The following is a 25046-nucleotide window of genomic DNA, read 5'->3' on the forward strand; positions in this document are numbered from 1 at the left end:
TCTGAACCGGCGGCATTCTCGATCAAATTGGTGGAGGGCGGATGAAAATCCTAGTGCAAAAAATTGGCGATTCGCAAGGCGTGCTGATTCCCGAGCCGGTTCTGGCGCAGGCCGGAATCGAATTGGGCGAGGTCGACCTGGCCGTCGTGGACGACGCCATCGTCATCCGCAAAACGCCGCGTCCGGTGCGCGTAGGCTGGGCCGAGGCCAGCAAGCGCATCGCCGACGCCGGCGCCGATGGTCTGGAGTGGCCGGAGTGCGGCAACGAGGCCGACCGGTCGCTGGAGTGGTGAAGCGCGGCGAGGTGTGGCTGGCCACGCTGGACCCCACGATCGGCAGCGAGATCCAGAAGACCCGGCCTTGCGTCGTGATCTCGCCGCCCGAAATCCATGACTTCCAGCGTACCGTGATCGTCGCGCCGATGACCACCGCCGGGCATGCCGCCCCTTATCGCGTCCCGCTGGTGTTTCAGCGCAAACGAGGCTTGATTCTTTTGGACCAATTGCGCACTCTGGACCGCTCCCGCTTGCTTAGTCGACTGGGCAAGGTGTCGGACGCCACCCTGCTCAGCACCTTGCGCGTACTCGGCGAATTGTTCGCTCCCTGAGCAACGGCGCACTGGCATGCCACCGATTCGGAGTGGGCGCTCACTGCGCGCCATTCGCCCGGGGTTTCTGTTGCCGTGGTTAAAGAATTTGCCGTTTTCTGCCGTTACAGGTACGACGAGCGGGCATCCGTGCGCCCGTCGTGCCGGACCAAACAGGAAGCGCGCCAGCCCCAGACCGCCGCATGCAGATCAACAGCAACCTCCCGTCTCTGAACGCGCAGCGCCACTACCGGCGCTCCGGTGACGAGCTCAGCGTTAGTTTGCAGCGGCTCTCCAGCGGGCTGCGGATCAACTCTGCGCGCGACGACGCGGCCGGGCTGGCGATCGGCGAGCGCTTCAGCGCCGGCATACGCGGCAGCAACCGGGCGGCGCAGAACATCAACGACGGCATCTCGCTGGCCCAGGTGGCCGAGGGCGCGCTGGGCCAGATCGTCGACAACTTCCAGCGCATCCGCGAGCTGGCCGTGCAGGCCGCCAACGGCAGCAACAACGCCCTCGACCGCAAGTCCATCCAGGCCGAGGTCGACGCCCTGGTGGCGGCCAACTACCAGATCAACGACAGCACCAGCTTCAACCAGGCCAGGCTGATCGACGGCAGCCTGAACACCCAGCTGCAGGTGGGCGCCAACGTCGGCGACGTCGTCGGGCTGACCGTCGGCGCCGCCTTGCAGCAGCGCCACAGCGGCCACGGCATGGCCGACCTGCCGCTGCTGCAGGTGAACCTGAGCGGGGCAGTGGCCGGCGCCCTGGGCGCCGGCGCGTTGACGCTGAACGGCGTGGCGGTCGGCGCCTCGGTGGCCGGCGCGGCGTCTGGCCAGTCGGCGGCCAGCGCCTACGCGGTGGCCAACGCCGTCAACGCCGCCAACGTCCCTGGTGTCGGCGCCAGCGCCAGCACCAGCGTGGCCGGCCTCGCCGGCGGCGCTGGCGCCATCGGCAACGCCACGATCAGCGTCAACGGCGTCGCGCTGGGCGCCATCAACGGCGCCAACGCCAACGCGCTGGCGCTCAGCGCGGCCGACGCCATCAACGGCGCCGGCGCCGGGGTGGCGGCCGGCGTCAACGGCAGCACGCTGACGCTGACGGCGGCCGACGGCCGCGACATCGACCTGGCCGGCGCCAACTGGGGCCTGCTCGGCCTGCCGACCGGCACCACGCGCGGCAGCGTCAACATCCTCGACACGGCCGACCTCAAGCAGCACTCGCTCACCGTGGGCGGCAGCCATCCCGCCCTGGCCGGACTGGCGCCGGGCAGCACCAGCGCCACGCCGAACGGCGCCACCGTGCACATCGAGGCGACCACCTCCAGCGGCGAGCCGCCGATCGACCTGAGCAGCTTCGCCGGCGCCACCGCCGCGCTGGGCTACATCGACGCCAAGCTCGACGAGATCGGCACGATCCGCTCCGGCCTGGGCGCGCTGCAGAACCGGCTGGACGCGGCGCACGCCGCTGCGCTCGACCGCGTGGTGAACCTGTCGGCGGCACGCTCGCGCATCGTCGACACCGACTACGCCAGCGAGATGGCGCAGCTGACCCGCGCCCAGATCCTGCAGCAGGCCGGCGCCTCCATGCTGGCCCAGGCCAACCTGCTGCCCAACCAGGCCTTGCAGCTGCTGCGCTAGCCCGGCGCCGGCCGCCGCCGCGAGCGCGGCAAAACCGCGCCGCGGCGGACGCTCAGCTCAGGCAGTAGTTGCGCGGCTCGATCTGCGGCGGCAGCTCGGTCTCGCCCAGGCTCTCGCGCAGGCCGATCTCGATCGAGCGGCAGATGGCGTCGAGCGCCAGGTCGTTGTCCTCGGTGCCGAAGGGCTCCTCGATCTCGTCGCCGACCGCGTCCAGGCCGAAGAAGGTGTAGGCGACGATGGCCACCACGAAGGGGGTCATGAAGCCGATGGTGTCGACCAGGCCGAACGGCAGCAGGAAGCAGTACAGGTAGGCGGTGCGGTGCAGCAGCAGGGTGTAGGAGAAGGGGATGGGCGTGCTCTTGATGCGCTCGCAGGAGGCGGCCGAGGCGACCATCGCCGAGATGGTGGCGTCGATGGCCGGCGCGATGCAGGGATCGAGGCGGCCCTGCTCGAGGCAGTGGCGCAGGTCGGCGCCCATCGCCAGCATCATGCGGTCCGGCTTGTTGCTGGCGCCGGCCAGCGCGCGCGCCTCCTCTGGCCGCAGATAGCAGCGGTACTCGTGGCCGCGGTCCTGCCCGCGCAGCAGGTCGCGCAGCGCGCAGACGTAGGCGATGCTGCGGTAGACCATGCGCACCCGCACGTCGTCCAGGCCGAGGCTGGCGTGGGCCGGCGGGCCGCCGCCGATCAGGCTTTGGCACTGGCGCGACAGGTTGCGCCCGCGCAGCACCAACTCGCCCCACAGCTTGCGGGCCTCCCAGTAGCGGTCGTAGGCGGCGTTGTTGCGGAAGCCGAGGAAGATCGCCAGCGGCAGGCCGATCATGCTGAACGGGATGGTGGTCAGGGTGATCTTCAGCTTGAACAGGTCGCCGTGGCTGAGCGTGACCAGGGTGGCCAGCAGGGTGTTGAGGATCAGGCTGGGCAGGATGCGCGGCAGCACCGAGCCGCGCAACAACAGGAACAGCCGCAGGCCCGACGGGCGGTCGCGCACAATCATGCCGGTTCAACCATGATATACCTCAAGGAATTCGTTAATATGTGAACGATTAAATCATTAATATATTAACGAGTCAAGCGGTATAATCGGCCCAGCCTGGCCAGACAGGCGCCACCGGGAGAGCGCCGTGCCGCACCAGATCCACTATCCGAACCTGCCGCAGCGCCTGCTGAAGGCGCGCGACACCCTGATGGCGCAGTTCCGCCCCATCCTGCACCAGTTCGGCGTGACCGAGCAGCAGTACCGCATCCTGCGCGTGCTCGACGAGCACGCCGAGCTCGAGCCGCGCGAGATCGTCGAGCTGTGCCAGATGTTGGCGCCCAGCCTGTCGGGCGTGCTGGCGCGGATGGAGGAGGTCGGCATGGTGGCGCGCCAGCGCGTGGAACTCGACCAGCGCCGCGTCATGGTGCGCCTGGCGCCGGCCGGCGCCGCGCTGTTGGCGCGGATGGGGCCGCTGATCGACCAGCAATACGCGCGCATGGAGCAGGCCTGGGGCGGCGACGCCTTCGCCCGGCTGCTGGCGGCGCTCGACGAGTTCAACCGCGCCGCCGGCCTGCCGCTGGCGGCCGCCGCGCCGCCGCCGGCGCCCGCGCCGGCCGCGCCGCCGGTCTAGTCATTATTGCCTAGAGAAAATATTCATTCCTCAAGGTAACTTTTTTCTTGTTGCTCCAGTATAATAGTTAGACTTTATTTAATATTGGGATGGGCATGGACAAGAAAAAAACGGCTGCGGCCTTGGCGGCGGCGCTGCTGGCGTCGGTTTTGGCGGGGTGCGCGACGGAAAGCTCGCAGGCCCTGGTGGTCCCCACGGTGGCCAGCGCGGCCCGGCCCTACGCCGGCGCGCGCAGCCTGGTCGCCGTCGGCAAGTTCGACAACCGCTCCAGCTTCATGCGCGGCATCTTCTCCGACGGCGTCGACCGTCTGGGCAGCCAGGCCAAGACCATCCTGATCGCCCACCTGCAGTTGAGCAACCGCTTCAACGTGCTCGACCGCGACAACATGGCCGAGCTCAAGCAGGAAGCCGAGTTCAAGAAGCAGGGCCAGGCCATCAAGGGCGCCGACTTCGTCGTCACCGGCGACGTCACCGAGTTCGGCCGCAAGGAGGTGGGCGACCACCAGCTGTTCGGCATCATGGGGCGCGGCAAGACCCAGGTCGCCTACGCCAAGGTCACCCTCAACGTGGTCAACATCGCCACCTCGGAAGTGGTGTTCTCCAGCCAGGGCGCGGGCGAGTACAGCCTGTCGAACCGCGAGGTGCTCGGCTTCGGCGGCACCGCCAGCTACGACGCCACGCTCAACGGCAAGGTGCTCGACCTGGCCGTGCGCGAGGCGGTCGAGCGCCTGGTCGCCGGCGTCGAGGGCGGCGCCATGACCGTCCGCAAACAATAAGGGGACCACGATGACACTGACACTGAACAAACCGGCCGCGCTGGCCGCGGCGCTGGCCGCCACCCTGGTCCTGAGCGGCTGCCAGACGGCGCCCAAGAGCTTGTACCAATGGGAGGGCTACCAGCCCCAGGTGTACCAGCACTTCAAGGGCGAGAGCCCGGACCAGCAGATCGCCGTGCTGGAGAACGAACCTGCAAACCATCAGCGCCAAGGGCGCCACGGCGCCGCCCGGCTACCACGCCCACCTGGGCCTGCTGTATTCGCTGACCGGCAAGCAGGACCAGGTGGTGGCCCAGTTCGAGGACGAGAAGAAGCTGTTCCCCGAGTCGGCCGCGTACATGGACTTCCTGCTGAAAAACACCAAGAAGGTGGAGAAATAATATGCCGACACGCATCCTGAAACTGAGCGCCATCCTGGCGCCGCTGGCCCTGGTGGTCGGCTGCGCCGCCACCAAGGCGCCGTTCGACTACACCGCCTTCAAGGCCGCCAAGCCGCGCTCGATCGTCGTGCTGCCGCCGCTGAACAACTCGCCCGACGTCAACGCCACCTACAGCATGCTGGCCCAGGTCAGCTACCCGCTGGCCGAGGCCGGCTACTACGTGATGCCGGTGGCGCTGGTCGACGAGACCTTCAAGCAAAACGGCCTGAGCAACGCGGCCGACATCCACGCCGTCGGCAGCAAGAAGCTGCAGGAGATCTTCGGCGCCGACGCGGCGCTGTACGTCACCGTGAAGAACTACGGCGCCAGCTACACCGTGCTCAACAGCGTGGTGACGGTGACGGCCGAGGCCAAGCTGGTCGACCTGAAAACCGGCACCGTGCTGTGGAGCGGCGAGGCCAGCGCCAACAGCAACGAGGGCGGCAACAACAGCAACCCCGGCGGCCTGATCGGCGCGCTGGTGACGGCGGCGGTCAAGCAGATCATCCACAGCACCACCGACGCCTCGCATCCGATCGCCGGCGTGGCCAGCAACCGCCTGCTGTCGGCCGGCGGCGCCGGCGGCCTGCTGTACGGTCCGCGTTCGGAAAAATACCTGAAGGAATAGACGGAACAGGCGCAACGGCGCCCGGCGGGCGCCGGCGCCGCGAACGCGCAGGGGGCGGCCGGATCATCCGGCCGCCCCCTGTTTGTTTTGGCGCGGCGGGCGCGCCGCGCCGGCTAGGCGAGCAGCGACATCACCATCGACGAGATGCTGTTGGCCTGGCGCAGCACCGTGCCGCCGGCCTGCAGCAACATCTGGTGGGACAGCATGTTGGCGCTTTCCTGGGCGAAGTCGGTGTCCATCACGCGGCCCATGGCGACGCGGGTGTTGCCGCGCATATTGGCCAGGTTGTTGTCGGCGTGGCCCAGGCGGTTGGCGCTGGCGCCCAGGCTGGCGCGCACGCCGGCGACGGCGTCGATCGCGCCTTGCAGCTTGTTGATGCTGGCCGAGGCCGCGCTGGCGATCACCAGGTCGGTGCCGGCGCCCGGCCGGTCGACGCCGAAGGTGTCGTAGGTGCTGGCGGCGCCGTGCAGGGCGAGGTGCATGGCGTCCAGTTGCGCCGTCAGCCGGACCGTCATGACCTCCTGGCCCGAGGCGCCGATCTGGAAATCGACCGCCTTCGAGAAGACCCCGTCGACCGCCGTCACCGCCGCCACGGCGGTGGCGTACTGCTGGGCGTCGAGGGCGGCGGCGCTGGCCACGGCGGCGTTGGCGCTGGCCCCGACGATGGCGCCGGCGGCGGCGGCCAGCGCCGCCCGGGTCGCCGCCGTCGAGCCGGCCTGGTCGGCGGCGAGCGCGGCGTTGTGGTTGTTCTGGGCGTTCGCCAAGGCGGCGGCGGCGGCGCCGCTGGCGGCGGCGGCGGCCGTGCTGGCCGCGACCACGTTGGCTTTTTCCACCGTGGTGTCGCCCAGCAGCAGCCCGGCGCCGCCGAAGCTGGTGTTGCTGGAAATACGGCTCAGCTCATGGCTCAGCGCGGTGAACTCGGCCTGCAGCGCCGTGCGGTCGGCGTTCGTGGTGGAGCCGTCGGCGGCCTGGATGGCCAGGTTCGTTCATGCGGACCAGGATATTGCCGCTCTCGTCGAGCGCGCCCTCGGCGCTCTGCAGCATGGACAGCGACTTCTGGATGTTGCCCATCGCCGCCGCCATACCGTGGCTCTGCGCCGACAGGCGGGTGGCGATCTGCAGCCCGGCGGCGTCGTCCATCGCCGAGTTGACCCGGTAGCCCGTGCCCAGCCGCGTCATGGCGTGCGCCATCCTGCCCTCGGTGCGCCCGAGCGAGGAGAGTGCCGACAAGGAGGCGGTGTTGGTGTGCAGGCTCAGCATGGGGGCGTCTGACGCGGGTCGGATCGGGCCGGGATCGGGCGGTGGCGGTGGTCGCCACATTGTACAAGATGTTAACCAAGAGTAATAGTTTTACCGTGGTTTTCGGCCATCCTGCGGTTGATCGGCGACAAGGCGCGGCGGGACGGGGCGCCGCGCGGCCGGCCGGCGGCGCGCGCTGCGCGCCGTCCGCCGTGGAAGGTAAATGGTTCACCAACATCAGCAGATATGATCAACACGGCTATAGCGATTAATTCTCTTAAAGACAGCCAAACTGCGGCCACCGTCCTTAGAGCATATGATTTCACCGTTGCTGTTAATCATACTAATTCAGACTCGACGCTGGTTCCTTCCGATGGTTCAACACCTCAGATTGACTGGGACCCCAACCTTGCTCATCAGGTTTACTCAGCAGATTACAAAGCCGGCATACAATCCCCTGCGATGGCGTTAGCGCATGAGATCGCGCATGTATTAGGAATGGACGAAAATCAAGCCACAGCTTTCGAAACGCAAATCGCACTTGAACTGGGTGAGCCAACTCGCGGAAATTATCAACTTGTTACCCAAGAGAAAATCTATGTCGAGAATTCAACTGAACATAGTGCAAATGGGTAATTTACCCAAAAAAATTTAGATGGCACGCATACCGTTAGCGGCACATATAATGGAATACTCGCTGAAAAGACTGCTCCAGCCATGGGTTGGGGAGCGGGCGCATCGGGTGGCGGTGGAATAATGCCCGTGGGCAATATCCTTATTCTTCCTTCGACAGCACCAGGAAGGCACGATGCAAGTCATTGGCAAAATGTCCCTTACCAACAAGAAATGGGAAAGGAATCGCACTCGTTTTCCCATAATCATCAACATGGGGATGGAACTAACGTTCTCGCCAATACGCCAGCTGATTCCACTAACAGTTTCCACACAGATGAACATGCTATTATAGTCGGACAGCCACACCAACCTGTCCATGGACATTTCTAATCTATAATTTATAATCACTAGTCTTCAGACTAGTGATTCAGGAAACGAAGAAATATTTATGTCAAAATTAATCTATCTGTCATCCATCGTTTTTTTTATCACTGCTTGTGCTAGTTCGGTTGCTCAAGAAGAAAATAGCAGCGAAGTCGAGAATAAAAATACCCCACCCGATACAACTAATCAACAGAAAAATACGACTCTACCGAACGCAGTGGCTTGGGATTATTTTGTGCATAGCGGTGCCAAGATATGGGCTTGCCGGGAAATAGAATTTGGGAAATTCGTGTTAAATAAGTTTTGCCGCGATAAGGGAAAAAATGATCTGCAGTGGCCAGGCGATGTAGTACCGTCAAATTTTCGAGGCCAACTTATAGATTAACAAGCTTTCTTAGCATTATCTGTATTCCATATCTTCTCGGCCATCACACCTCGGTGAAGTCGGCCATCACACTTTCGATCACAGCGGCCACTCAGAAACGTTGTCAACATTGAGGAAAGCCGCGTAGAATGCGCCTATCGCGGGTGTAGCTCAATGGTAGAGCAGAAGCTTCCCAAGCTTACGACGAGGGTTCGATTCCCTTCACCCGCTCCAGGACAGCGTTCGTTATCCCGGCCCGCAGTCTCCAGCCCAGCCACTTCGGAAGTCCAATGCGATTCGCCACGGCATCGATCCTCTGCACGCTTGTTTCCTACCCGACGCTGGTGTTCATGGTGACGATCTTCATTCTGCCGCCGCTGGGCTTCTATTTTGGCGTCAAGGCGTATGCGCAGGGGCGGCGCGAAGATCGGCACCGGCGCACACGGGACCGTCTGCTGTCGGCCTTCCCCATGTTGTTCGCCGGTGCCAGTTTCTTTCTTCAGCTGTACATGGTCAACCACCTCTACCAGGCCTGATTCGACGCCGGTCCTACTCGAACGGCTCCACTTCCAGCACCACCACATACGCCAGCCAGCCGCCTACTTGCCTTTGTCCTTGCGCGAGGCATGGCCATGACGATCAAGATATGGCAAAGATTGCCAAGGCTAGTACAATTGTGAGGACAATGAGTTCGAAGGGCATGCCATGGCGATGAATATCAATCTGACTCCGCAGCTGGAGGAAATGGTGCGACAAAAAGTTGTGTCCGGCTTGTATACGTCGGCTAGCGAGGTCGTGCGGGAAGCTCTGCGTCTGATGGAGGAGAAGGACCAACTGCGGGCGGCTCGGCTCGCGCAGTTGCGACAGGAAATACAGGACGGACTGGACAGCGGCCCAGCTGTTGCGTGGGATGCGGAAGCCCTGAAGCACGCCGGGCGCGCCAGGCGCAAGGCGAAGAGCGGCGGCGAGGCTTAAATGCCGGTGGTGCGGCTGCGCCCGCGTGCCAGCGCCGATGTTGCCGAGATCTGGGACTACATCGCCGAAGACAGCGAGGCGCGGGCAGATGCTTTTCTGGACCGGCTCGATGCGAAGTTCCAAGTACTGGCCGGGCGGCCAGGTCTAGGTCGGCGTCGCGGTGAGCTACTTGCGGATTTGCAAAGCTTCCCGTTCGAGCGTTACATGATCTTTTACGTTGCGATTGTTGACGGTATCGAAGTGGTCCGGGTACTTCATGGCGCGCGCGATATTGATGCCCAATTTCACCAGGATGACTAATCCGTAGAAAGTGTTAGGCATCCTCGCAGCATGCTCGTCTCGCCGGTGCTACTCGAACGGCTCCACATCCAGCACCACCACATACGCCAGCCGCTTGCCCTGCCAGTCGCCGCCGCCGCGCACCATGGCGTCGCAGGTGGTCGGCTGGCCGGCCAGCTCGGCGGCGGCCAGGCGCTGGCGGAAGCGCAGCGCGTCCTTGGGCGCCAGGTAGCCGACCATGCGGCCGGCCATGAACACCGCCACCGCCTTGTCCTCGTAGTGGTTGTGGTCGTCCGGCAGCAGCACCGCCTGGTAGGGCGCGCTGGCGCCCTGCGCGCCGTGCTCGCCGGCCAGCTCGCCGATGGCGGCCTGGTAGCGCGATTCGCTGCTCACCTCGACCAGGAAGCGGCCGCCGTCGGACCAGTGGCGCACCGGGCTGGTGTCGGGCAGCGAGGGGATGTAGGGGCCGCCGGCGCGCGGCGGCGGCGCGGCCGGCCGCGCCGGGCCGCTCCTGAGGATCGCGTACACCGCCAGTCCGGTGAGCAGGATGATGACGAGGGAAATCAGGTGGTTCATGACAGGTCCGCTAGGTCGAAAGGACGCTATCTTAGCGCAAGTGGCCGGCTAGACCATGCAAAACGGCATAACGTATAATAGCGTCCCTAGCCAGATTCCCCTCTCGATCCCATGTCCTCAGATACCCCAGCCAACGGCCCAGCGCGGCCGATGTTATACGACCCGAGCGAACACCGCATCCGCAGCTTCGTCACGCGCGCCGGCCGCCTGTCGATCGCCCAGGCGCGCGCGCTGGAGGAGCTGGGACCGAAGTTCATGCTGCCCTACGTGAAGGCGCCGCTCGACTACGAGCTGGCCTTCGGCCGCAAGGCGCCGGTGATCTTCGAGATCGGCTTCGGCATGGGCGCGACCACCTCGCACATCGCCAAGGCGATGCCGGAGAAGGACTTCATCGGCGTCGAGGTGCACACGCCGGGCGTGGGCAGCCTGCTCAAGCAGATCGGCGAGCAGGACATCACCAATCTGCGCCTGATCCAGCACGACGCCGTCGAGGTGTTGAACAACATGATCCCGGACGCTTCGCTGGACGGCGTGCACATCTACTTCCCCGACCCGTGGCACAAGGCGCGCCACAACAAGCGCCGGCTGATCCAGCCGCCGCTGGTCAAGCTGCTGACCGAGAAGCTGGCGCCGGGCGGCTATCTGCACTGCGCCACCGACTGGCAGGAGTACGCCGAGCAGATGCTGGAAGTGCTGGGCGGCGAAGCCGGCCTGCAGAACAGCGTCGAGGGCTACGCGCCGCAGCCGGCCTACCGCCCGCTGACCAAGTTTGAAAACCGTGGCATCAAGCTGGGCCACGGCGTTTGGGATCTGGTCTTCCTCAAGAAGCCTGGCTGACAAAACCCAGCGGCGCAAATCTAGGGTCAGACCCTGAGGGTCTGACCCTGGCTCTGCGCCCTTTGGGTTTGGTAGCCGCCGGCGCCGCTTCGCACAATGCCGCTCAGGCGGCGGCCGGCTTCAGCCCGGCGTGCGCGCCCAGCGGCAGGAAGGCCAGCAGGTTCCCCGCCAACACCAGGCCCAGGCCGGCGAAGGCCGGCGCCGTCCAACGGTAGCCTTCGTAGACGGTCGACAGGGTCAGCGCGACGACGGGGAACAGCACCGTCGAGTAGGCCGCCCGGTCCGGCCCGATCCGTCCCACCAACAGCAAGTACGCGGTGAATCCCACCACCGATCCGACCAGCGCCAGGTACAGCAGCGAGGACAGGTAGCGCGCGTCCGGCGCCGGCGCGAACGGCATGCCCAGCGCCAGCGCGGCGGCGCCGAGGATGCTCGCGCCGATCAGCATGGCCCAGCTGTTGGTCAGCCACGGCGTCAGGCCGAGTGCCTGCATGCGGCTCGACAGCAAATTCCCGCAAGAGAAGCACAGCGTGCCGAGCAGCGCCAGGCCGAGGCCGAGCAGCATGCCGCCGTCGTGCCAGTGGCCTTGCATCTGCGGCAGGAACAGCAGGGCGATGCCGGCCAATCCCAGCAGGGCGCCCAGCATCACCTGCGGCCGGATGGCGCGGCCGAGGAACAGGCGGCCGTTGATGGCGTTCCACAGCGGCGCGGTGGAGAACACCACGGCGACCAGGCCGCTGGGCACCCATTGGCTGGCGTAGTAGAAGCACAGGAAGTTACAGCAGAACAGGGAGACGCCCTGCGCCAGCAGGTAGCGCCAGGCCCGGCGCGGCGGCCACGCCGGCTGGCGGCGCAGCAGCAGGAAGGCCATCAACACGGCGCTGGCGAGCCAGAAACGGTAGGCGATCGACACCGGGGCCGGCACCACGCCGAGCTGGAAGGTGATGGCGATCCAGGTGGTGCCCCAGATCAGCACGGTGAGCAGGTAGAGGAAAACGTTCATTGCATCGGCACCTAGACGGGCTGCGTGGCAGCGGTGCGGCCAGTGTGGCGCGGCGCGGCGGGCGCCGCTTGTCTGGGCTTGCGCAGTCTCGCCGCACTTGTCCAGGCTTGCGCTTTTCGCCGCCGGCGCGCCGGGGCGGGGCCGGCGCCGTGCTAGACTTGGCCGTCTCTTTTTGCCACCCTCGGCCACTTCCTTGACCATCCGCCCAGCCATGCCGAGCGCCGCCACCAACAACAACCACGTCGCCGCCGGCGCGCTGGCCCACGCCGTGTTCAACACCATGGCCTCGACCGAGGCGACGCTGGAGCGCTTCGCCGTGCTGGGCGACGGCCTGGCGGCGGCCATCTGGCAGCGCGACACGCGCGAGGCGCAGACCCACTACAAGCAGCCTGGCCACCACACCCTGTCCTACTACATGGGCGGCGGCTACCGTACCTCGCGCGGCGAGCGGCCCGGCCTGTACGGTGCGCCGCGCCTGCTGTGCACCATGCCGGACTGGCACGAGTCGAGCTGGATGGTGCGCGGCCCGCTGCGCTTCCTGCACCTGTACTTCATGCCGGAGCACTTCACGCGGCGCGCCGTGGTGGAGCTGGACCGCGAGCCGCGCGAGCTGACCCTGGCCGACCGCACCTACTTCGAGGACGGCCGCATCGGCCGCCTGTGCGAGGCGCTGGTGGCCATGCCCTGGGACGGCGCCGACCACCGGCTGCGCGCCAACGAGCTGGCGCACGCCACGCTGAGCGAGCTGCTGCAGTCGCAGTCGGCGCACAAGCGCCAGGACGGCCGCCCGCGCGGCGGCCTGGCGCCGCTGGTGCGGCGCCGGCTGGCCGACTACATCGAGCACAATCTTGGGGGCGGCATCACGCTGGGCATGCTGGCGCTGCAGGCCAATCTGTCGGAGTTCCACCTGGCGCGCATGTTCCGCATCTCCTTCGGCATGCCGCCGTCGGCGTGGATCGCGGCGCGCCGGCTGGACCGCGCGCGTTTGCTGTTGCGGGACGGCGCCCTGCCGCTGCAGCAGGTGGCCGACACCTGCGGCTACGCCGACCTGAGCCACTTCAGCCACCGCTTCCGCGACGCTGTCGGCGTGCCGCCCAGCCGCTATCGGGGCATTCTCGGTGTCGCAGCGCCACTCCAAAGCCAAACCGGGGTTGGACCCGGCGGGTTTTGACCCTAATCCAGCTAAGCCAAGAAAACCCAGCGGCGCAAACCTAGGGTCAGACCCTAGGGTCTGACCCTGGCTCTCCGCCTTTGGGTATGGTGTGGGCGCCGCCGGCGCCTTGAATTGAGGGCATCCCGCGCCGTGGCCGCGGGCCTAGAGCATCTCGGCGATCATCGCGACGATCTCGTCGCCGTAGGAGGCCAGCTTCTTCTCGCCCACGCCGGACACGCCGCGCAGCTCGCCGAGCGAGGTCGGCTTGGCCTTGGCGATCTCGCGCAGGGTGGCGTCGACGAAGATCACGTAGGCCGGCACGTTGTGGGTGCGCGCCGTCTCGACGCGCCACCAGCGCAGCTTGTCGAAGATGGCCTGCTCGGAGTTCGACAGGTCGGTCTCCACGTAGCCCTTCGAGGCGGTGGTCGGGCGCTTCTGCTTGACCGGCTTCTGGTACTGGCGCAGCTGCACCTTCTGGCCGCCCTTGAGCACCGGACGGGCCGCGTCGGTCAGCTTGAGCGAGCTGTATTGTTCGTGGTCGACGGTGACCAGGCCGAGGGCGATGGTCTGGCGCAGGATGGCGCGCCACTCCTGCTCGCTGCGGTCGGCGCCGATGCCGAACACCGACAGCGAGTCGTGGTGCCAGGTCTTGATGCGCTCCGTCTCGACGCCGCGCAGCACCTCGATGGTGTGGCCGGCGGCGAAGCGCTGGTCGACCCGGTAGATGGCCGACAGCAGCTTTTGCACCGGCACCGTGCCGTCGAAGGAGACCGGCGGGATCAAACAGGTGTCGCAGTTGCCGCAGGGCGAGGACTGCTCGCCGAAGTAGTCGAGCAGGCGCACGCGCCGGCAGCTCAAGGTCTCGCACAGGCCGAGCATGGCGTCGAGCTTGGTGCCGAGCACGCGTTTGAAGGTCTCGTCGGCCTCGGACTCGTCGATCATGCGCCGCTGCAGCACCACGTCCTGCAGGCCGTAGGCCATCCAGGCGTCGGCCGGGGCGCCGTCGCGGCCGGCCCGTCCGGTCTCCTGGTAGTAGCCCTCGATGCTCTTGGGCAGGTCGAGGTGGCAGACGAAGCGCACGTCCGGCTTGTCGATGCCCATGCCGAAGGCGATGGTGGCGACCATCACGATGTTCTCCTCGCGCAGGAAGCGGGACTGGTGCTTGCTGCGCTTGGCGTGGTCCATGCCGGCGTGGTAGGCCAGCGCGCGGATGCCGTTCTCGTTGAGGAACTCGGCGGTCTCCTCGACCTTTTTGCGCGACAGGCAGTAGACGATGCCGCAGTCGCCGCCGTGCTCGCTGGTGATGAAGTCGAGCAGCTGCTTGCGGCCGTTGCCCTTCTCGACGATCTGGTAGCGGATGTTGGGCCGGTCGAAGGACGAGACGAACTGCATCGCGTCGTTCAACTGCAGGCGGTCGGCGATCTCGGCGCGGGTCTGCTGGTCGGCGGTGGCGGTCAGGGCGATGCGCGGCACGTCGGGGAACTGCTCGTGCAGGATCGACAGCTTGATGTACTCGGGGCGGAAGTCGTGGCCCCACTGCGAGACGCAGTGCGCCTCGTCGATGGCGAACAGGGCGATCTTCGAGTTCTGGAACAGGTTCAGGCAACGCTCGGTCATCAGCCGCTCGGGGGCGACGTAGACCAGGTCGATCTCGCCGGTGCGCACCAGCCGCTCGATGCGGCTGGCCTCCTCGTAGGTCTGGGTCGAGTTGAGGAAGGCGGCGCGCACGCCGACCTCGGCCAGCGCGTCGACCTGGTCCTGCATCAGCGCGATCAGCGGCGAGACCACCACGCCGACGCCGTCGCGCAGCAGCGCCGGGATCTGGTAGCACAGCGACTTGCCGGCGCCGGTCGGCATCAGCACCAGGGCGTCGCCGCCGTTGCTGACGTGTTCGACGATCTGCGCCTGTTGGCCGCGGAAGGCCGGGTAGCCGAAGACGGTCTGCAGCTGGTGCAGCGCGCGCGCTGAGGTGTCCTGCTCGTTCATATGCTTCTAACTCTTTACTTTGGTTGGCCGGCCGCGGGGCCGGCCGTTAGCCGGCCTTAGTCGACCCAGACCACCAGGCCGTAGTGGGCGGTGGCGATCACCACCAGGCCGAAGACGATGCGGTACCAGGCGAAGATGGTGAAGTCGTGGCTGCTGATGTAGCGCAGCAGCCAGCGCACGCACAGGAAGGCGGAGGCGAAGGCGGCCACGGTGCCGATGCCGAACATTGGCAGGTCGGCGGCCGACAGCAGGGCGCGCTCCTTGTACAGCGAATACACGGTGGCGCCGAGCAGGGTCGGGATGGCCAGGAAGAAGGAGAACTCGGTGGCCACCTTGCGCGACAGGCCGAACATCATGCCGCCGATGATGGTGGCGCCGGAGCGGCTGGTGCCGGGGATCAGGGCGAAGGCCTGGGCGATGCCCATCTTCAGCGCGTCGAGCGTGGTCATGTCGTCGACCGAGTGGACCCGCACCGCCACCGGATTGGCCTTGGCGTGGCGCTCGACCAGCAGGATGATGACGCCGCCGATGATGAAGGCCAGCGCCACCGGCACCGGCTTGAACAGCACCGCCTTGATGGCCTTGCCGAACACCAGGCCGAGGGCGGCCAGCGGCACGAAGGCGATGCCGACGTTGACGGCGAAGCGCTGCGCCTTGGCGTCGCTGAACAGGCCGCGCAGCACGCTGCGGATGCGTTCGCGGTACTCCCAGCAGACGGCGAAGATGGCGCCGGCCTGGATGACGATCTCGAACACCTTCATCTTCTCCTCCATGCCCTGGAAGTTGAGCAGGCTGTCGGCCAGGATCAGGTGGCCGGTGGAGGAGATGGGCAGGAACTCGGTGAAGCCTTCGACCAAGCCCATGACCAGGGCCTTGAGCGCGAGAATGATATCCATGAATTATTGTTCTAACACGTACTAAATGGGGACGGGAAACAGCCGGGCGCGTCGCCGCGTGCTGCGCGGGTTCGCAGCTTACCATGCCGGGGCGCCGCGTTCATCAATCGGGCACAAGCGGGGTGGATTTTTGTGCGCTGCAGCGCGGCGCTGAGGATTTTCTTACATCATATTTGGCCATGTTCTTGATTGCTTAAATTTGCGGCACTTGTGGTGTTGTGGGAGAATAAAACAATGGATACCCTGAAACCGAAAGTGAACGCCGCGCACAAGGACGCTCCCACATCTGGCCGCCGCGAAGTTGGCCCAGCGCAGAGCAAGGTGGCGAATCCCTACGCCATGTCGTCACAGGCAGCCGCTAAGGCCGTACTGCGTGCCGGTATCGTCACCGCAAGCGGCAAGCTCACACGCGTCTACAAGTGATTGCCGGTCAGCTGCTCCTCGCTTACCACGGATGCGATATCACGACGCGGGATGATTTGGTGTGCGGCCGACTTGCGCATCTCGACCATAGTCACAATCCTTACGACTGGCTGGGGTCGGGTGCCTATTTCTTTGAGGGTGACATTGAGTGAGCGTATATGTTCGCTTATAAGGCGGTGAAGTGGCGCCAAAGTCTGGGTTTCACAAGGAGACGCATGTGCAGATTGCGTTGCGTGACAATAGTTGTGTGGAAGGGTGGTTTCTGCCCCGGGGCCAGAAAATGCTGTCAGGGCAAGAATATCTCGACGCACAGGTGAAACGCAGCGCCATGGGGCGCAATCGAAAACCTAGAAGGCGTCCGCCAGTGAAGTAGTCGGCCGCGCTATGCCTGCTGGGCTCAGGCCGGCGCGGTGGCGCGCTCGAGCTGGCCCAGCCACAGCAGCGCCTGCTCGCGGTTGTCGCCGCACATCTCGGCCGAGGCCTGCAGGCCGGCGCAGCAGGCCGGCCGCTCGGGGCGGCCGAAGATCAGGCAACGGTTGTCGTCGGCCAGCTGGACGCAGCGCACGCCGGCCGGCTTGCCGTCGGGCATGCCGGGGATGGCGCTGGAGATCGACGGGGCGGTGCAGCAGGCGCCGCAGCCGGGGCGGCAGGCGGCGGGGGGAGGGCAGTGTTCATGGTGTGGTCCGGCGACGCCGCAGCGGCGCGGCGGGCAGGGCGCCATTCTACCCGGCTTCGGCTGCCCGCCGCGTCCAGTGCGTCCGCCCTCGCCCTCGCCCGCGCCGTGCGCCGCGCCGGTGGCTCAATCGCCGGTCAGGTCGGCGTCCCGCTCGGTGGGCGCGGCCGGCCGCGCCAGCCAGTCCGCCACCTGCTGCGCCACCCAGGCGCCGGCGTCGAGCGGCAGGTCGTGGCCGGCGTCCGGGTGGATGCGGCAGGGCGCCCGCCAGGCCGCCGCCAGGCGCTGCGAGCAGCGCGGGTCGACCAGGCGGTCGCCGGCGCCGGCCAGCACCAGCAGCGGCACCGCCGGGCGCGCCGCCGGGGCGGTGTAGCGCGCCGCCGAGAGCAGCTGGCGCAGCGCGTTGGCGCGCCCCACCGGAAACTCGCGCTGGTAGTCCAGCCACTGCGCCAGCAGCTCGGCGCGCGGGCCGTCGCGGCTGGTCAGGCGCAGGATCAGCTCCTCCTGGCGGCGGGCGCCGCCGCGCAGCAGCAGGGCGGCGATGGCGCCGTAGTTCTGCCAGCGCAGCCGCTGGTGGAAGGGGCTGAACGGCCGCATGCTGGTGTTGAGCAGCACGCAGCCGGCCAGCTCGCCGGGATGGCTGGCGGCCCACTCGACCGCCACCATGCCGCCCAGCGACAGCGCCAGCAGGTGGTAGGGCGGCGCCAGGCCGCGCCCGCGCAGCTCGGCGCGGCAGAACTCGACCATGTCGGCCACCCGCGTCGCGCTGCGCAGGCGGTGCCGCGTGCCGTTGCCGGGCAGGTCGGGCGTGGCCAGCACGGCGTCCGGCAGCGCCCGCGCCAGCAGGGCGGGAAAGCCGCCCCAGTGGCGCTGTTCGCGCATCAGGCCGCGCAGCAGCACCCAGTTGCTCATGCGCCGTACCAGCGCGCCAGCGCGCGGTGCTGCTGGTCCTTGCGCGCGTGGCCCTGCGGCGTCCAGCGCGCGTGGCTGGCGCTGGCGCGCATCAGGAAGTCGAACCACACCAGGTGGCGCCGCAGCACCCGCTGCAGGCGGTGGGTGGCGGTCGGGTTGAAGATGGCGACGCGGTTGAACAACTGGCGCGGGTTCTTCTTGACCCACAGCCAGGAGCCCATCTCCAAGGTCAGCGGCAGGAACACGCGGTCGTTGTCGGCGGTGCCGTTCAGGTACAGGTAGTCCCACAGGTCGCCGTGGGTGCGGTACTGCCGGCTCTGCGGCTCGAACACGTAGTTGTGGTTGGGGTAGCTCTCGCTGAACAGCTCCTCCAGCGCGCCGACCTCGGCCAGGTGGGCGATCGGCACCCGGGTGTGGGCGTGCGGGAACCAGATGCGGTCGCGCAGGCCGAAGCCGGAGTGGCAGTCGAGCGCCATGCTGAAGCGGCGCGGCAGCAGCTCGCGCTCGACCAGCTGGCAGACGGCGCGGCTCTCGGCCTGCATCGGCGCGCCGGCGGCGCCGCGATACCAGGGCAGGTGGCGGCTGTAGCGCTGGCCGCCCAGCATGAACGGCACCTTTTCGACGGCCGACAGCGGGGCGTTGCGCATCAGGTCGACGCCCTGCGGGTTGCAGCGGGTGGCCTGCCACATGCCGCCCGGGTTCACCAGCGGCATGAACACCAGCCGCAGCGACTCGAGCTGCTGGTGCAGCGTGTGGTCCCAGCGCAGCCGCGCCAGCAGGCTTTCGAGGAAGGACAGGATGATCTGGCTGCCGATGCGCTCGAGGCCGTGGATGCCGCCGAAGAAGCCCAGCGCCGGCACCGCCGGGTCCGGGTTGCCGATGGCCAGCGAGTAGACCGGGAACCGGCGCCCGTCGATGGCCACGGTGCACGGCGTGTCGACCTGGAAATGCCCGGCGCCGGCGTCGATCAGGCGCTTCAGGGCGATCAGCTCGGGCAGGTTCTTCTCGGACATGGAGGCGGCGCAAAAAGGAGGTGTCTGCCAGTGTAGCCGCTTGCCCGGCGCTTGTCTGTTTTGCCTGCCGCGCCGCAGCCCACCGTGGCGCGGTAGAATCGCCCCTGCGCCATCCGGCCCCGTCGTCCCGTTCAATGAGGAGTAGCACCATGTCCACGCCCCAGTCCGTATCGCGTCTAGGCAAACTGTTGTTGATCGCCCTGCTGGCGCTGGGCGGCGCGGCCGAGGCCAGGCGGCCGCAGCAGCAAGGCGGCGGCGCCGGCGTCGACGGCCAGCCCGGCCAGTTCGACTACTACGCCGTGGCGCTGAGCTGGTCGCCCTCGTTCTGCGCCACCCGCAACGACCCGCACCAGTGCGCCAGCGGACGCCGCCTCGGCTTCGTGCTGCACGGCCTGTGGCCGCAGTGGCAGACGGGCTATCCGCAGAGCTGCTCGACGCAGCCGCTGCCGGCCGCCGTGCGCGCCAAGTACGCCGGCCTGTTCCCTTCGCCCGGCCTGATCGGCCACGAGTGGCCCAAGCACGGCACCTGCTCCGGCCTGGAGCCGGCCGCCTACTTCGAGCTGAGCGCCAAGTTGCAGAAGCAGCTGGCGATCCCGCCGCAGTTCCAGGCGCCGAGCGCGCCGGTGCGCGTCACCAACGCCGAGTTCGGCGCCGCCTTCCAGCGCGCCAACCCCGGCCTGGCGGCGCACGCCGTGCTGCCCTTCTGCAGCGGCGGCGGCCGCTTCCTGCGGGAGCTGCACGCCTGCTGGGCCAAGGACGGCGCCTCGCTGAGCTGCTCGGCCGACGAGCTCAAACGCTCCAACCGCAGCTGCGGCCAGGACTCCTTCCTGCTGCCCAGCGTGCGTTGAGGGGCGGGCGCCGGCCGGACGGGGCGTCCGCGCCTCAGCCGGCCAGCGCCAGCCGGTAGCCGACCGCCGTCTCGGTGAGCAGGTGGCGCGGCTGCGCCGGCTGGTCCTCCAGCTTGTGGCGCAGCTGCCCCATGTAGACGCGCAGGTAGTGGCCGTCCTCGCTGTGCACCGGCCCCCAGACGGCGCTGAGCAGGCGCGGGTTGCTGACGGTGCGGTCGGCCTGGCCGGCCAGCACCGCCAGCAGGCGGTACTCGGTCGGCGTCAGGTGGACCCGGCGGCCGGCTTTGCTGACGTGGCGCTCCTCCAGGTCGACGGCGACGTCGCCGAAGCGCACCAGGCCGGCCGGCTCGCGCCGCCCGGCCTGGCGCTGCCGGCGCAGCGTGGCGCGGGCGCGCGCCAGCAGTTCGGCCATGCTGAAGGGCTTGGCCAGGTAGTCGTCGGCGCCGGCGTCGAGGGCGCGGATCTTGTCGCCGCAGTGGCTGCGCGCCGACAGCACGATGACCGGCGTCGACGACCACTGGCGCAGCTCGGCCAGGAAGGCGTGGCCGTCGCCGTCGGGCAGGCCGAGGTCGAGCACGATCAGGTCGGGCGCCAGCGTGCCGGCGGCGGCCAGGCCGGGCAGCACGGCGCCGGCCTCGGCCACGCGCCAGCCCTGCTGCTCCATCGCCTCGCGCACGAAGCGGCGGATCTGCGCCTCGTCCTCGACCAGCAGGACCGTGGTGGCCGGCGCGGTGGTGGCAGGCGCGGCGGCGGGCGGTGGGGCGGTCGATGGCATGGCGGGACTCCTGGAGGACGGCGCCGGCGGCGCCTTGCGGCCTGGGGCAAGCTTAGCAAGGCCGGCGTAAACACCGTCTAAAAAGGCGGCCCGGCGGCGTAAAGGCGGCGTAAAGGCGGCGCGCCGGCGGCCGGCGCGGCGGCCCGGGGGGCGCGCCGGGGCGGCGCCGATATTGCCGTCGTTTACTAAATATTTACACGTGGCATCTATATTTTTGCCCGGCCTTTACGCGCCGCCGCCTACACTTGCCGCCCGGCGCCCGCCGCCCCGCGTCGCGGGCCGGCGCGGCGGCCGTCCCAGGGCAGCACCATGAGCGTATCGCAAAAGACCGAGAACCGTCACTTCCTCCACCAATGGCTGATCCACGGCACCGTGCTGCTGGCGCTGGGCAGCTTCATCGCCTACACCCAGTTCGAGGAATACCGCCGCATCGACAGCCAGGAGCGCGAGCGGCTCACCATCCAGGCCGAGATCGTCGAGAAGAACCTGGCGCCGCAGCTGGCGCTGGCCGGCCGCGTCATCGACGGCGTGCTGCGCCGGCCGGCCGGGGCGGCCGACGACGGCGCCCAGCTGCGCCTGATCAACGAGGTGTTGATCGGCATCGGGCCGATCCAGCTGGTCGGCGCCGACGGCCGCGTGCGCGCCAGCAGCGCGCCGGGCCAGGTCGGCGCCGACCTGGCCGCCAGCGCCCACTTCCGCGCCGCCGCCGCCCGGCCTGAGCCGGCCCTGCTGCGCCTGAGCGCGCCGCCGGGCGGGCGCAGCATCCGCCTGTACCGCAGCGTCGCCGGGCCGCGCGGCGAGTTCGCCGGCTTGGTGGTGGCCAGCCTGCGGCCCGAGTACGTCGCCGCGCTGCTCGACTCGGTGCGCTACGCGCCCGACGTCTGGGCCAGCATCGCCGACGGCGCCGGCCGCCCCCTGCTGTTCTCGCCGCCCGACGCCGGCGCCGGCGGCGGCCGGCGGCTGGCCGCCCAGCGCACCCTGCTGGCGGCCGGGCCGCGCGGCGGCGAGCTGCTGCGCATCGGCGTCAGCCGCGACCTCGAGGTCGCTGTTCGCGCCCTGGCGCAAGGCGCTTTACGTGCAGAGCCTGCTGTTCGGCGCCATCTCGGTGTTCAGCACGCTGGGCCTGCTGCTGATCCAGCGACGCCGGCGCGCCCAGTCGGCCGAGCGCAAGAAGGCCGAGCAGCGCATCGAGCAGCTGGCCTTCTTCGACCAGTTGACCGACCTGCCCAACCGCATCCTGCTGCTCGACCGCCTCAAGCAGGCGATGCAGGCGGGCCTGCGCAGCGGCCGCCACGGCGCCATCCTGTTCATCGACCTGGACAACTTCAAGACCCTCAACGACACGCTGGGCCACGACATGGGCGACCTGCTGCTGCGCCAGGTGGCGCAGCGCCTGAACGCCTGCGTGCGCGGCGGCGACACCGTGGCGCGGCTGGGCGGCGACGAGTTCGTCGTCATGCTGACCGGCCTGGACGGCGCGGCGGCCGAGGCGGCGCGCCAGGTCGAGGCGGTCGGCAACAAGATCCTGCACGAGCTGAGCCGGACCTACCGGCTCAAGCAGCTGTCCCACCGCAGCACCTCGAGCATCGGCGCCACCCTGTTCCTGGGCGGCCAGAGCAGCATCGACGACCTGCTCAAGCAGGCCGACCTGGCGATGTACAAGTCGAAGGCGGTGGGGCGCAACGCGCTGCGCTTCTTCGACCCGGCGATGGAGGTCAGCATGCTCGAGCGCGCCGCGCTCGAGACCGACCTGCGCGACGCCGTGCCGGGCCGCCAGTTCCTGCTGCACTACCAGCCGCAGGTCGACCAGCACGGCCGCCTGACCGGGGTCGAGGCGCTGCTGCGCTGGCGCCACCCGCTGCGCGGCATGGTGCCGCCGGCCGAGTTCATCCCGCTGGCCGAGGAGATCGGCGTGATCCTGCCGCTCGGCCGCTGGGTGCTGCAGACGGCCTGCCGCCAACTGCTGGCCTGGGAGGGGCGGCCGGAGACGCGCCGGCTGAGCATCGCCGTCAACGTCAGCGTGCGCCAGTTCAGCCAGCACGACTTCGTCGCCCAGGTGCTCGAGGCGCTGGCCAGCAGCGGCGCCGACCCGCGCCGCCTCAAGCTGGAGCTGACCGAGAGCCTGCTGGTGGCCGACGTCGGCGACGTGGTGGCCAAGATGGCGGCGTTGAAGGCGCGCGGCGTCGGCTTCGCGCTCGACGACTTCGGCACCGGCTACTCCTCGCTGGCCTACCTGAAGCGGCTGCCGCTGGACCAGCTGAAGATCGACCGCTCCTTCGTGCGCGACGTGCTCAAGGACCAGAGCGACGCCTCGATCGCCCAGACCATCATCGCGCTGGCGCGCAGCCTCAAGCTCGACGTCATCGCCGAGGGCGTCGAGACGCGCGAGCAGCGCGACTTCCTGGCCCGCGCCGGCTGCCACGCCTACCAGGGCTACTTCTTCAGCCGGCCGCTGGCGCCGGCCGAGCTGGAGCGCTACGTGCGGCGCGGCGGCTACGCGGCGGCCGCGCCGGCGCTCAGCGTACCGTCATGAAGATCGGGATCGAATAGAACCACCGGCTGGCGTGGTTGCGCTTGTTGATGTCGTTGAGCCGGCGGCACATTGTGTTGACCTAGCAACATAAAAGGCGCAGCATAGTGCTCCACGGCATCGTTTTGTTGCGATATGCCGTCCCCCACTTAGTCGAACCGCACAGGAGACACCGCATGAAGGCATTGTTGAAGAGTATTTTCGTCGCCCTGATGGCGCTGGCGCTCAGCCAGGGCGCGCAGGCCGAGGAGCGCGCCACCGCCGCCCAGGCGACGGCGCTGGTGAAAAAAGCCGTGGCCTACATCAAGGCCAACGGCAAGGACAAGGCCTTCGCCGAGTTCAGCAATCCGAAGGGCCAGTTCGTCGACCGCAGCCTGTACATCTTTGTCTACGACGTGAAGGGCACCAACATGGCCATCGGCAACGGCAACGCCGGCAAGATGGTCGGCAAAAACCTGCTCGACATGCGCGACGCCGAGGGCACCTATCTGATCCAGGGCCTGATCGAGGTCGCCAAGACCAAGGGCAGCGGCTGGTTCGACTACAAATGGCCCAACCCGGTGAGCAAGGCGATCGAGGCCAAGTCGAGCTATGTGGAAAAAATCGACGACCTGGTGGTCGGCTGCGGCATCTACAAGTAATCGCAGCGGCGGCGGCCGGCCGGCCGGCCGCGCACAAGAAAAATGCCCGGAGTCCGGGCATTTTTTTCGACTGCGGACGCTGGACGACTATTTCACCATCGGCCCCAGTTGCTGCAGGATCGCGTATGCCGCCTTGATGCGGGCGGGAACCGGGTAGCTCCTGTTGGCCAGCATCACGACGCCGATTCTTTGCTGCGGCACGAAGGCCGCGTAGTTGCTGAAGCCGTTGGTGGAGCCGGTCTTGTTGAACAGGGTGGCGCCGGACGGCGCCTGCGGCGGCGACAGCTTGGTCGCCGCGTCGGTATTCATGGTCCCGGCCGGGGTGTTGCCGGCCAGCAGGCGCGGCAGGCTGAGCGGATAGGCGTACTGCTCCCATCCCAGCCCCTGCACCATGTCGCCGGTTTTGAAGTAGCCCACGTGGGTGGCCTCGACCGCGCGCCGCATCGGCCCCGCCAGCTTGCTCGGCTCGATGTTCAGCTGCACGAAGCGGATCATGTCGGACGACGACGACTTGATGCCATAGGTTGCGTCGGAAAAGATGTCGGGGTTCGCGCGGACGGCCTTGTTGGCCTTGTTATAGCCCCACGCGTAGTTGGCCATCGCGCTTTGCGGCACACGGACATAGCTGCCCTGCAGGCCGAGTTGCGGCAACAACTGCTGTTCCATGAAGTCGGCGAAGTCGCTCTTCAGCGCCAGCGCGGCGACGTGGCCGAACAGGCCGAGGCTGGGGTTGGAGTAGCGCCGCAGCACGCCGGGCGCCGTTTCCGCTTTCCATTGCTGGAAATAGCTGATCATCTGATCGCCCGCAAGCTCGTCGGGAAATTGCTGCGGCAGCCCGCCCGCTGTGTAGGTGGCCAGATGGAGCAGGCTGGCCTTGTCGACCGCGCTGCCCTGCAACTGCGGCATGTATTTGCCGGGGTGCTCGTCGAGCGACAGCTTGCCGAGCACCTGCGCGTAGGAGGCCAGGGTCGCCGTGAAGGTCTTGCTGATGGAGCCGAGCTCGAACAGCGTCGCCTCGCTGACCGGCGTGTTGTTCTCCTTCGAGGCGACGCCGTAGTTGAAGAAGTACGCTTGGCCGTTGAGCGTCACGGCGACGGCCATGCCGGGCACGTCGTGCTCGGCCATGAGCGGGCGAATCGCCGTGTCGACGAAGGCGCGGATGCCCGCCGCGTCGTCGGCGGCCCAGCTGTTGAGGGGCAGCAGGCATGAGGCCAGGAGGGCGATGGCAAGGCGGCTGCGGGGTGTGGGCAAGCTGTTCAAAGTGGTGT

General features: G+C 67.7%; 29 protein-coding genes, 1 tRNA gene and 2 pseudogenes. 19 read left to right on the top strand and 13 right to left on the bottom strand.

Annotated features, from left to right (window positions below; all coding sequences use genetic code 11):
- Positions 1-41: 41 nt before the first annotated feature.
- The 3 genes from QC826_RS00820 to QC826_RS00830 all read left to right on the top strand — a co-directional run bounded on the left by QC826_RS00820 (position 42) and on the right by QC826_RS00830 (position 2226).
- Entirely contained in the window at positions 42-293 is a 252-nt protein-coding gene (locus tag QC826_RS00820) for an AbrB/MazE/SpoVT family DNA-binding domain-containing protein (protein WP_279763986.1), read from the top strand.
- Positions 287-607, top strand: coding sequence for a type II toxin-antitoxin system PemK/MazF family toxin (locus QC826_RS00825; RefSeq protein ID WP_279763987.1), 321 nt, complete (start codon positions 287-289; stop codon positions 605-607). Before QC826_RS00820 ends, QC826_RS00825 begins: the two co-directional genes overlap by 7 nt.
- 182 nt (positions 608-789) lie before the next feature.
- On the top strand, positions 790-2226 hold the full coding sequence (locus QC826_RS00830; RefSeq protein ID WP_279763989.1) for a flagellin: 1437 nt from the start codon (positions 790-792) through the stop codon (positions 2224-2226).
- Positions 2227-2278: 52 nt separating this feature from the next.
- On the opposite strand, the gene QC826_RS00835 is transcribed toward QC826_RS00830, so the two are convergent.
- The gene (locus tag QC826_RS00835) at positions 2279-3220 is read right to left on the bottom strand and encodes a bestrophin family protein (protein WP_279763990.1); all 942 of its coding nucleotides are present in this window, start codon (positions 3218-3220) and stop codon (positions 2279-2281) included.
- A gap of 127 nt (positions 3221-3347) precedes the next feature.
- Between QC826_RS00835 and hpaR the strand changes: the two genes are divergently transcribed.
- The 4 genes and pseudogenes from hpaR (at position 3348) to QC826_RS00855 (ending at position 5656) form a co-directional block, all read left to right on the top strand.
- A complete protein-coding gene (hpaR, locus tag QC826_RS00840; RefSeq protein WP_279763991.1) occupies positions 3348-3833 on the top strand; it encodes a homoprotocatechuate degradation operon regulator HpaR in 486 nt (161 codons plus the stop codon).
- Between the two features lie 95 nt (positions 3834-3928).
- Positions 3929-4609: a CsgG/HfaB family protein gene (locus QC826_RS00845; protein ID WP_099419147.1), complete on the top strand. Its 681-nt coding sequence runs from the start codon at positions 3929-3931 to the stop codon at positions 4607-4609.
- A gap of 10 nt (positions 4610-4619) precedes the next feature.
- A pseudogene (locus tag QC826_RS00850) lies at positions 4620-4989 on the top strand (DUF4810 domain-containing protein).
- Position 4990: 1 nt separating this feature from the next.
- Positions 4991-5656: a DUF799 domain-containing protein gene (locus QC826_RS00855; RefSeq protein ID WP_279763992.1), complete on the top strand. Its 666-nt coding sequence runs from the start codon at positions 4991-4993 to the stop codon at positions 5654-5656.
- Between the two features lie 113 nt (positions 5657-5769).
- Here the strand turns inward: QC826_RS00855 and QC826_RS00860 are convergent, their stop codons facing one another.
- Both QC826_RS00860 and QC826_RS00865 read right to left on the bottom strand, forming a co-directional pair.
- Positions 5770-6636, bottom strand: a complete 867-nt coding sequence (locus tag QC826_RS00860) for a flagellin (RefSeq protein ID WP_409567841.1) — start codon at positions 6634-6636, stop codon at positions 5770-5772.
- A complete protein-coding gene (locus QC826_RS00865; protein ID WP_279763994.1) occupies positions 6554-6916 on the bottom strand; it encodes a hypothetical protein in 363 nt (120 codons plus the stop codon). The genes QC826_RS00860 and QC826_RS00865 overlap by 83 nt, the downstream gene beginning before the upstream one ends.
- A gap of 117 nt (positions 6917-7033) precedes the next feature.
- Here QC826_RS00865 and QC826_RS00870 point away from each other — a divergent pair, with 117 nt between their 5' ends.
- From QC826_RS00870 to QC826_RS00895, 6 genes are all read left to right on the top strand, one after another.
- Positions 7034-7531 (top strand): hypothetical protein, encoded by a 498-nt coding sequence (locus QC826_RS00870; protein ID WP_279763995.1) that lies wholly within the window; start codon positions 7034-7036, stop codon positions 7529-7531.
- A 427-nt stretch (positions 7532-7958) separates the two neighbouring features.
- Complete coding sequence (locus QC826_RS00875) at positions 7959-8279, top strand: hypothetical protein (protein ID WP_279763996.1); 321 nt, start codon at positions 7959-7961, stop codon at positions 8277-8279.
- Between the two features lie 139 nt (positions 8280-8418).
- Positions 8419-8492, top strand: a tRNA-Gly gene (locus QC826_RS00880).
- Positions 8493-8548: 56 nt separating this feature from the next.
- A complete protein-coding gene (locus QC826_RS00885; RefSeq protein ID WP_093389029.1) occupies positions 8549-8794 on the top strand; it encodes a hypothetical protein in 246 nt (81 codons plus the stop codon).
- 169 nt (positions 8795-8963) lie between these two features.
- Positions 8964-9233 (top strand): type II toxin-antitoxin system ParD family antitoxin, encoded by a 270-nt coding sequence (locus QC826_RS00890; RefSeq protein WP_093389028.1) that lies wholly within the window; start codon positions 8964-8966, stop codon positions 9231-9233.
- A complete protein-coding gene (locus QC826_RS00895; protein ID WP_279763997.1) occupies positions 9234-9533 on the top strand; it encodes a type II toxin-antitoxin system RelE/ParE family toxin in 300 nt (99 codons plus the stop codon).
- Between the two features lie 48 nt (positions 9534-9581).
- Here QC826_RS00895 and QC826_RS00900 read toward each other — a convergent pair whose 3' ends face one another.
- On the bottom strand, positions 9582-10088 hold the full coding sequence (locus QC826_RS00900) for a hypothetical protein (protein WP_279763998.1): 507 nt from the start codon (positions 10086-10088) through the stop codon (positions 9582-9584).
- A gap of 150 nt (positions 10089-10238) precedes the next feature.
- Between QC826_RS00900 and trmB the strand changes: the two genes are divergently transcribed.
- Positions 10239-10925, top strand: coding sequence for a tRNA (guanosine(46)-N7)-methyltransferase TrmB (gene trmB / locus QC826_RS00905; protein ID WP_279763999.1), 687 nt, complete (start codon positions 10239-10241; stop codon positions 10923-10925).
- Positions 10926-11028: 103 nt separating this feature from the next.
- Here the strand turns inward: trmB and QC826_RS00910 are convergent, their stop codons facing one another.
- Complete coding sequence (locus QC826_RS00910; protein ID WP_279764000.1) at positions 11029-11928, bottom strand: DMT family transporter; 900 nt, start codon at positions 11926-11928, stop codon at positions 11029-11031.
- Between the two features lie 211 nt (positions 11929-12139).
- Here QC826_RS00910 and QC826_RS00915 point away from each other — a divergent pair, with 211 nt between their 5' ends.
- Positions 12140-13099: an AraC family transcriptional regulator gene (locus QC826_RS00915; protein WP_279766348.1), complete on the top strand. Its 960-nt coding sequence runs from the start codon at positions 12140-12142 to the stop codon at positions 13097-13099.
- 144 nt (positions 13100-13243) lie between these two features.
- On the opposite strand, the gene recQ is transcribed toward QC826_RS00915, so the two are convergent.
- On the bottom strand, positions 13244-15067 hold the full coding sequence (recQ, locus tag QC826_RS00920; protein WP_093389022.1) for a DNA helicase RecQ: 1824 nt from the start codon (positions 15065-15067) through the stop codon (positions 13244-13246).
- Between the two features lie 56 nt (positions 15068-15123).
- Positions 15124-15963, bottom strand: a complete 840-nt coding sequence (locus QC826_RS00925; RefSeq protein ID WP_279764001.1) for an undecaprenyl-diphosphate phosphatase — start codon at positions 15961-15963, stop codon at positions 15124-15126.
- 234 nt (positions 15964-16197) lie between these two features.
- Between QC826_RS00925 and QC826_RS00930 the strand changes: the two genes are divergently transcribed.
- Positions 16198-16386 carry a hypothetical protein gene (locus QC826_RS00930; protein WP_279764002.1) on the top strand — a complete coding sequence of 63 codons (189 nt, stop codon included), beginning with the start codon at positions 16198-16200 and terminating at the stop codon, positions 16384-16386.
- A gap of 397 nt (positions 16387-16783) precedes the next feature.
- Here the strand turns inward: QC826_RS00930 and QC826_RS00935 are convergent, their stop codons facing one another.
- The 3 genes from QC826_RS00935 to QC826_RS00945 form a co-directional block, all read right to left on the bottom strand.
- Positions 16784-17107 (bottom strand): YkgJ family cysteine cluster protein, encoded by a 324-nt coding sequence (locus QC826_RS00935; protein WP_279764003.1) that lies wholly within the window; start codon positions 17105-17107, stop codon positions 16784-16786.
- Between the two features lie 78 nt (positions 17108-17185).
- Positions 17186-17971: an alpha/beta fold hydrolase gene (locus QC826_RS00940; RefSeq protein ID WP_279764004.1), complete on the bottom strand. Its 786-nt coding sequence runs from the start codon at positions 17969-17971 to the stop codon at positions 17186-17188.
- Entirely contained in the window at positions 17968-18984 is a 1017-nt protein-coding gene (locus QC826_RS00945) for a M14 family zinc carboxypeptidase (RefSeq protein ID WP_279764005.1), read from the bottom strand. Before QC826_RS00945 ends, QC826_RS00940 begins: the two co-directional genes overlap by 4 nt.
- Before the next feature lie 149 nt (positions 18985-19133).
- On the opposite strand from QC826_RS00945, the gene QC826_RS00950 reads away from it, so the two are divergent.
- The gene (locus QC826_RS00950) at positions 19134-19832 is read left to right on the top strand and encodes a ribonuclease T2 family protein (protein ID WP_279764006.1); all 699 of its coding nucleotides are present in this window, start codon (positions 19134-19136) and stop codon (positions 19830-19832) included.
- Positions 19833-19866: 34 nt separating this feature from the next.
- Here the strand turns inward: QC826_RS00950 and QC826_RS00955 are convergent, their stop codons facing one another.
- Entirely contained in the window at positions 19867-20607 is a 741-nt protein-coding gene (locus QC826_RS00955; protein ID WP_279764007.1) for a response regulator, read from the bottom strand.
- 225 nt (positions 20608-20832) lie between these two features.
- Entirely contained in the window at positions 20833-21672 is an 840-nt protein-coding gene (locus QC826_RS00960) for a hypothetical protein (protein WP_279764008.1), read from the bottom strand.
- Between the two features lie 94 nt (positions 21673-21766).
- Here QC826_RS00960 and QC826_RS00965 point away from each other — a divergent pair.
- Together QC826_RS00965 and QC826_RS00970 are read left to right on the top strand one after the other, a co-directional pair.
- Positions 21767-23140, top strand: a pseudogene (locus QC826_RS00965) (putative bifunctional diguanylate cyclase/phosphodiesterase); the annotation flags it as partial.
- A 173-nt stretch (positions 23141-23313) separates the two neighbouring features.
- Positions 23314-23778 carry a cache domain-containing protein gene (locus QC826_RS00970; protein ID WP_279764009.1) on the top strand — a complete coding sequence of 155 codons (465 nt, stop codon included), beginning with the start codon at positions 23314-23316 and terminating at the stop codon, positions 23776-23778.
- An 87-nt stretch (positions 23779-23865) separates the two neighbouring features.
- On the opposite strand, the gene ampC is transcribed toward QC826_RS00970, so the two are convergent.
- Positions 23866-25029, bottom strand: coding sequence for a class C beta-lactamase (gene ampC, locus QC826_RS00975; protein WP_409567844.1), 1164 nt, complete (start codon positions 25027-25029; stop codon positions 23866-23868).
- Positions 25030-25046 lie beyond the last annotated feature (17 nt).

This window comes from Rugamonas sp. DEMB1, assembly GCF_029834475.1.
GTDB lineage: Bacteria > Pseudomonadota > Gammaproteobacteria > Burkholderiales > Burkholderiaceae_D > Rugamonas > Rugamonas rubra.

What these genes read in the sequence shown, in the direction of transcription:
- QC826_RS00895 (WP_279763997.1), top strand. Translation starts at nt 9,234, where the DNA reads ATGCCGGTGGTGCGGCTGCGCCCGCGTGCCAGCGCCGATGTTGCCGAG.
- QC826_RS00915 (WP_279766348.1), top strand. Translation starts at nt 12,140, where the DNA reads ATGCCGAGCGCCGCCACCAACAACAACCACGTCGCCGCCGGCGCGCTG.
- QC826_RS00955 (WP_279764007.1), bottom strand. Translation starts at nt 20,607, where the DNA reads ATGCCATCGACCGCCCCACCGCCCGCCGCCGCGCCTGCCACCACCGCG.
- QC826_RS00925 (WP_279764001.1), bottom strand. Translation starts at nt 15,963, where the DNA reads ATGGATATCATTCTCGCGCTCAAGGCCCTGGTCATGGGCTTGGTCGAA.
- QC826_RS00890 (WP_093389028.1), top strand. Translation starts at nt 8,964, where the DNA reads ATGGCGATGAATATCAATCTGACTCCGCAGCTGGAGGAAATGGTGCGA.
- QC826_RS00830 (WP_279763989.1), top strand. Translation starts at nt 790, where the DNA reads ATGCAGATCAACAGCAACCTCCCGTCTCTGAACGCGCAGCGCCACTAC.
- QC826_RS00910 (WP_279764000.1), bottom strand. Translation starts at nt 11,928, where the DNA reads ATGAACGTTTTCCTCTACCTGCTCACCGTGCTGATCTGGGGCACCACC.
- QC826_RS00875 (WP_279763996.1), top strand. Translation starts at nt 7,959, where the DNA reads ATGTCAAAATTAATCTATCTGTCATCCATCGTTTTTTTTATCACTGCT.
- QC826_RS00835 (WP_279763990.1), bottom strand. Translation starts at nt 3,220, where the DNA reads ATGATTGTGCGCGACCGCCCGTCGGGCCTGCGGCTGTTCCTGTTGTTG.
- QC826_RS00855 (WP_279763992.1), top strand. Translation starts at nt 4,991, where the DNA reads ATGCCGACACGCATCCTGAAACTGAGCGCCATCCTGGCGCCGCTGGCC.
- QC826_RS00945 (WP_279764005.1), bottom strand. Translation starts at nt 18,984, where the DNA reads ATGTCCGAGAAGAACCTGCCCGAGCTGATCGCCCTGAAGCGCCTGATC.
- QC826_RS00970 (WP_279764009.1), top strand. Translation starts at nt 23,314, where the DNA reads ATGAAGGCATTGTTGAAGAGTATTTTCGTCGCCCTGATGGCGCTGGCG.
- QC826_RS00820 (WP_279763986.1), top strand. Translation starts at nt 42, where the DNA reads ATGAAAATCCTAGTGCAAAAAATTGGCGATTCGCAAGGCGTGCTGATT.
- QC826_RS00885 (WP_093389029.1), top strand. Translation starts at nt 8,549, where the DNA reads ATGCGATTCGCCACGGCATCGATCCTCTGCACGCTTGTTTCCTACCCG.
- QC826_RS00900 (WP_279763998.1), bottom strand. Translation starts at nt 10,088, where the DNA reads ATGAACCACCTGATTTCCCTCGTCATCATCCTGCTCACCGGACTGGCG.
- QC826_RS00940 (WP_279764004.1), bottom strand. Translation starts at nt 17,971, where the DNA reads ATGAGCAACTGGGTGCTGCTGCGCGGCCTGATGCGCGAACAGCGCCAC.
- QC826_RS00950 (WP_279764006.1), top strand. Translation starts at nt 19,134, where the DNA reads ATGTCCACGCCCCAGTCCGTATCGCGTCTAGGCAAACTGTTGTTGATC.
- QC826_RS00935 (WP_279764003.1), bottom strand. Translation starts at nt 17,107, where the DNA reads ATGGCGCCCTGCCCGCCGCGCCGCTGCGGCGTCGCCGGACCACACCAT.
- QC826_RS00930 (WP_279764002.1), top strand. Translation starts at nt 16,198, where the DNA reads ATGGATACCCTGAAACCGAAAGTGAACGCCGCGCACAAGGACGCTCCC.
- trmB (WP_279763999.1), top strand. Translation starts at nt 10,239, where the DNA reads ATGTTATACGACCCGAGCGAACACCGCATCCGCAGCTTCGTCACGCGC.
- QC826_RS00845 (WP_099419147.1), top strand. Translation starts at nt 3,929, where the DNA reads ATGGACAAGAAAAAAACGGCTGCGGCCTTGGCGGCGGCGCTGCTGGCG.
- recQ (WP_093389022.1), bottom strand. Translation starts at nt 15,067, where the DNA reads ATGAACGAGCAGGACACCTCAGCGCGCGCGCTGCACCAGCTGCAGACC.
- QC826_RS00865 (WP_279763994.1), bottom strand. Translation starts at nt 6,916, where the DNA reads ATGCTGAGCCTGCACACCAACACCGCCTCCTTGTCGGCACTCTCCTCG.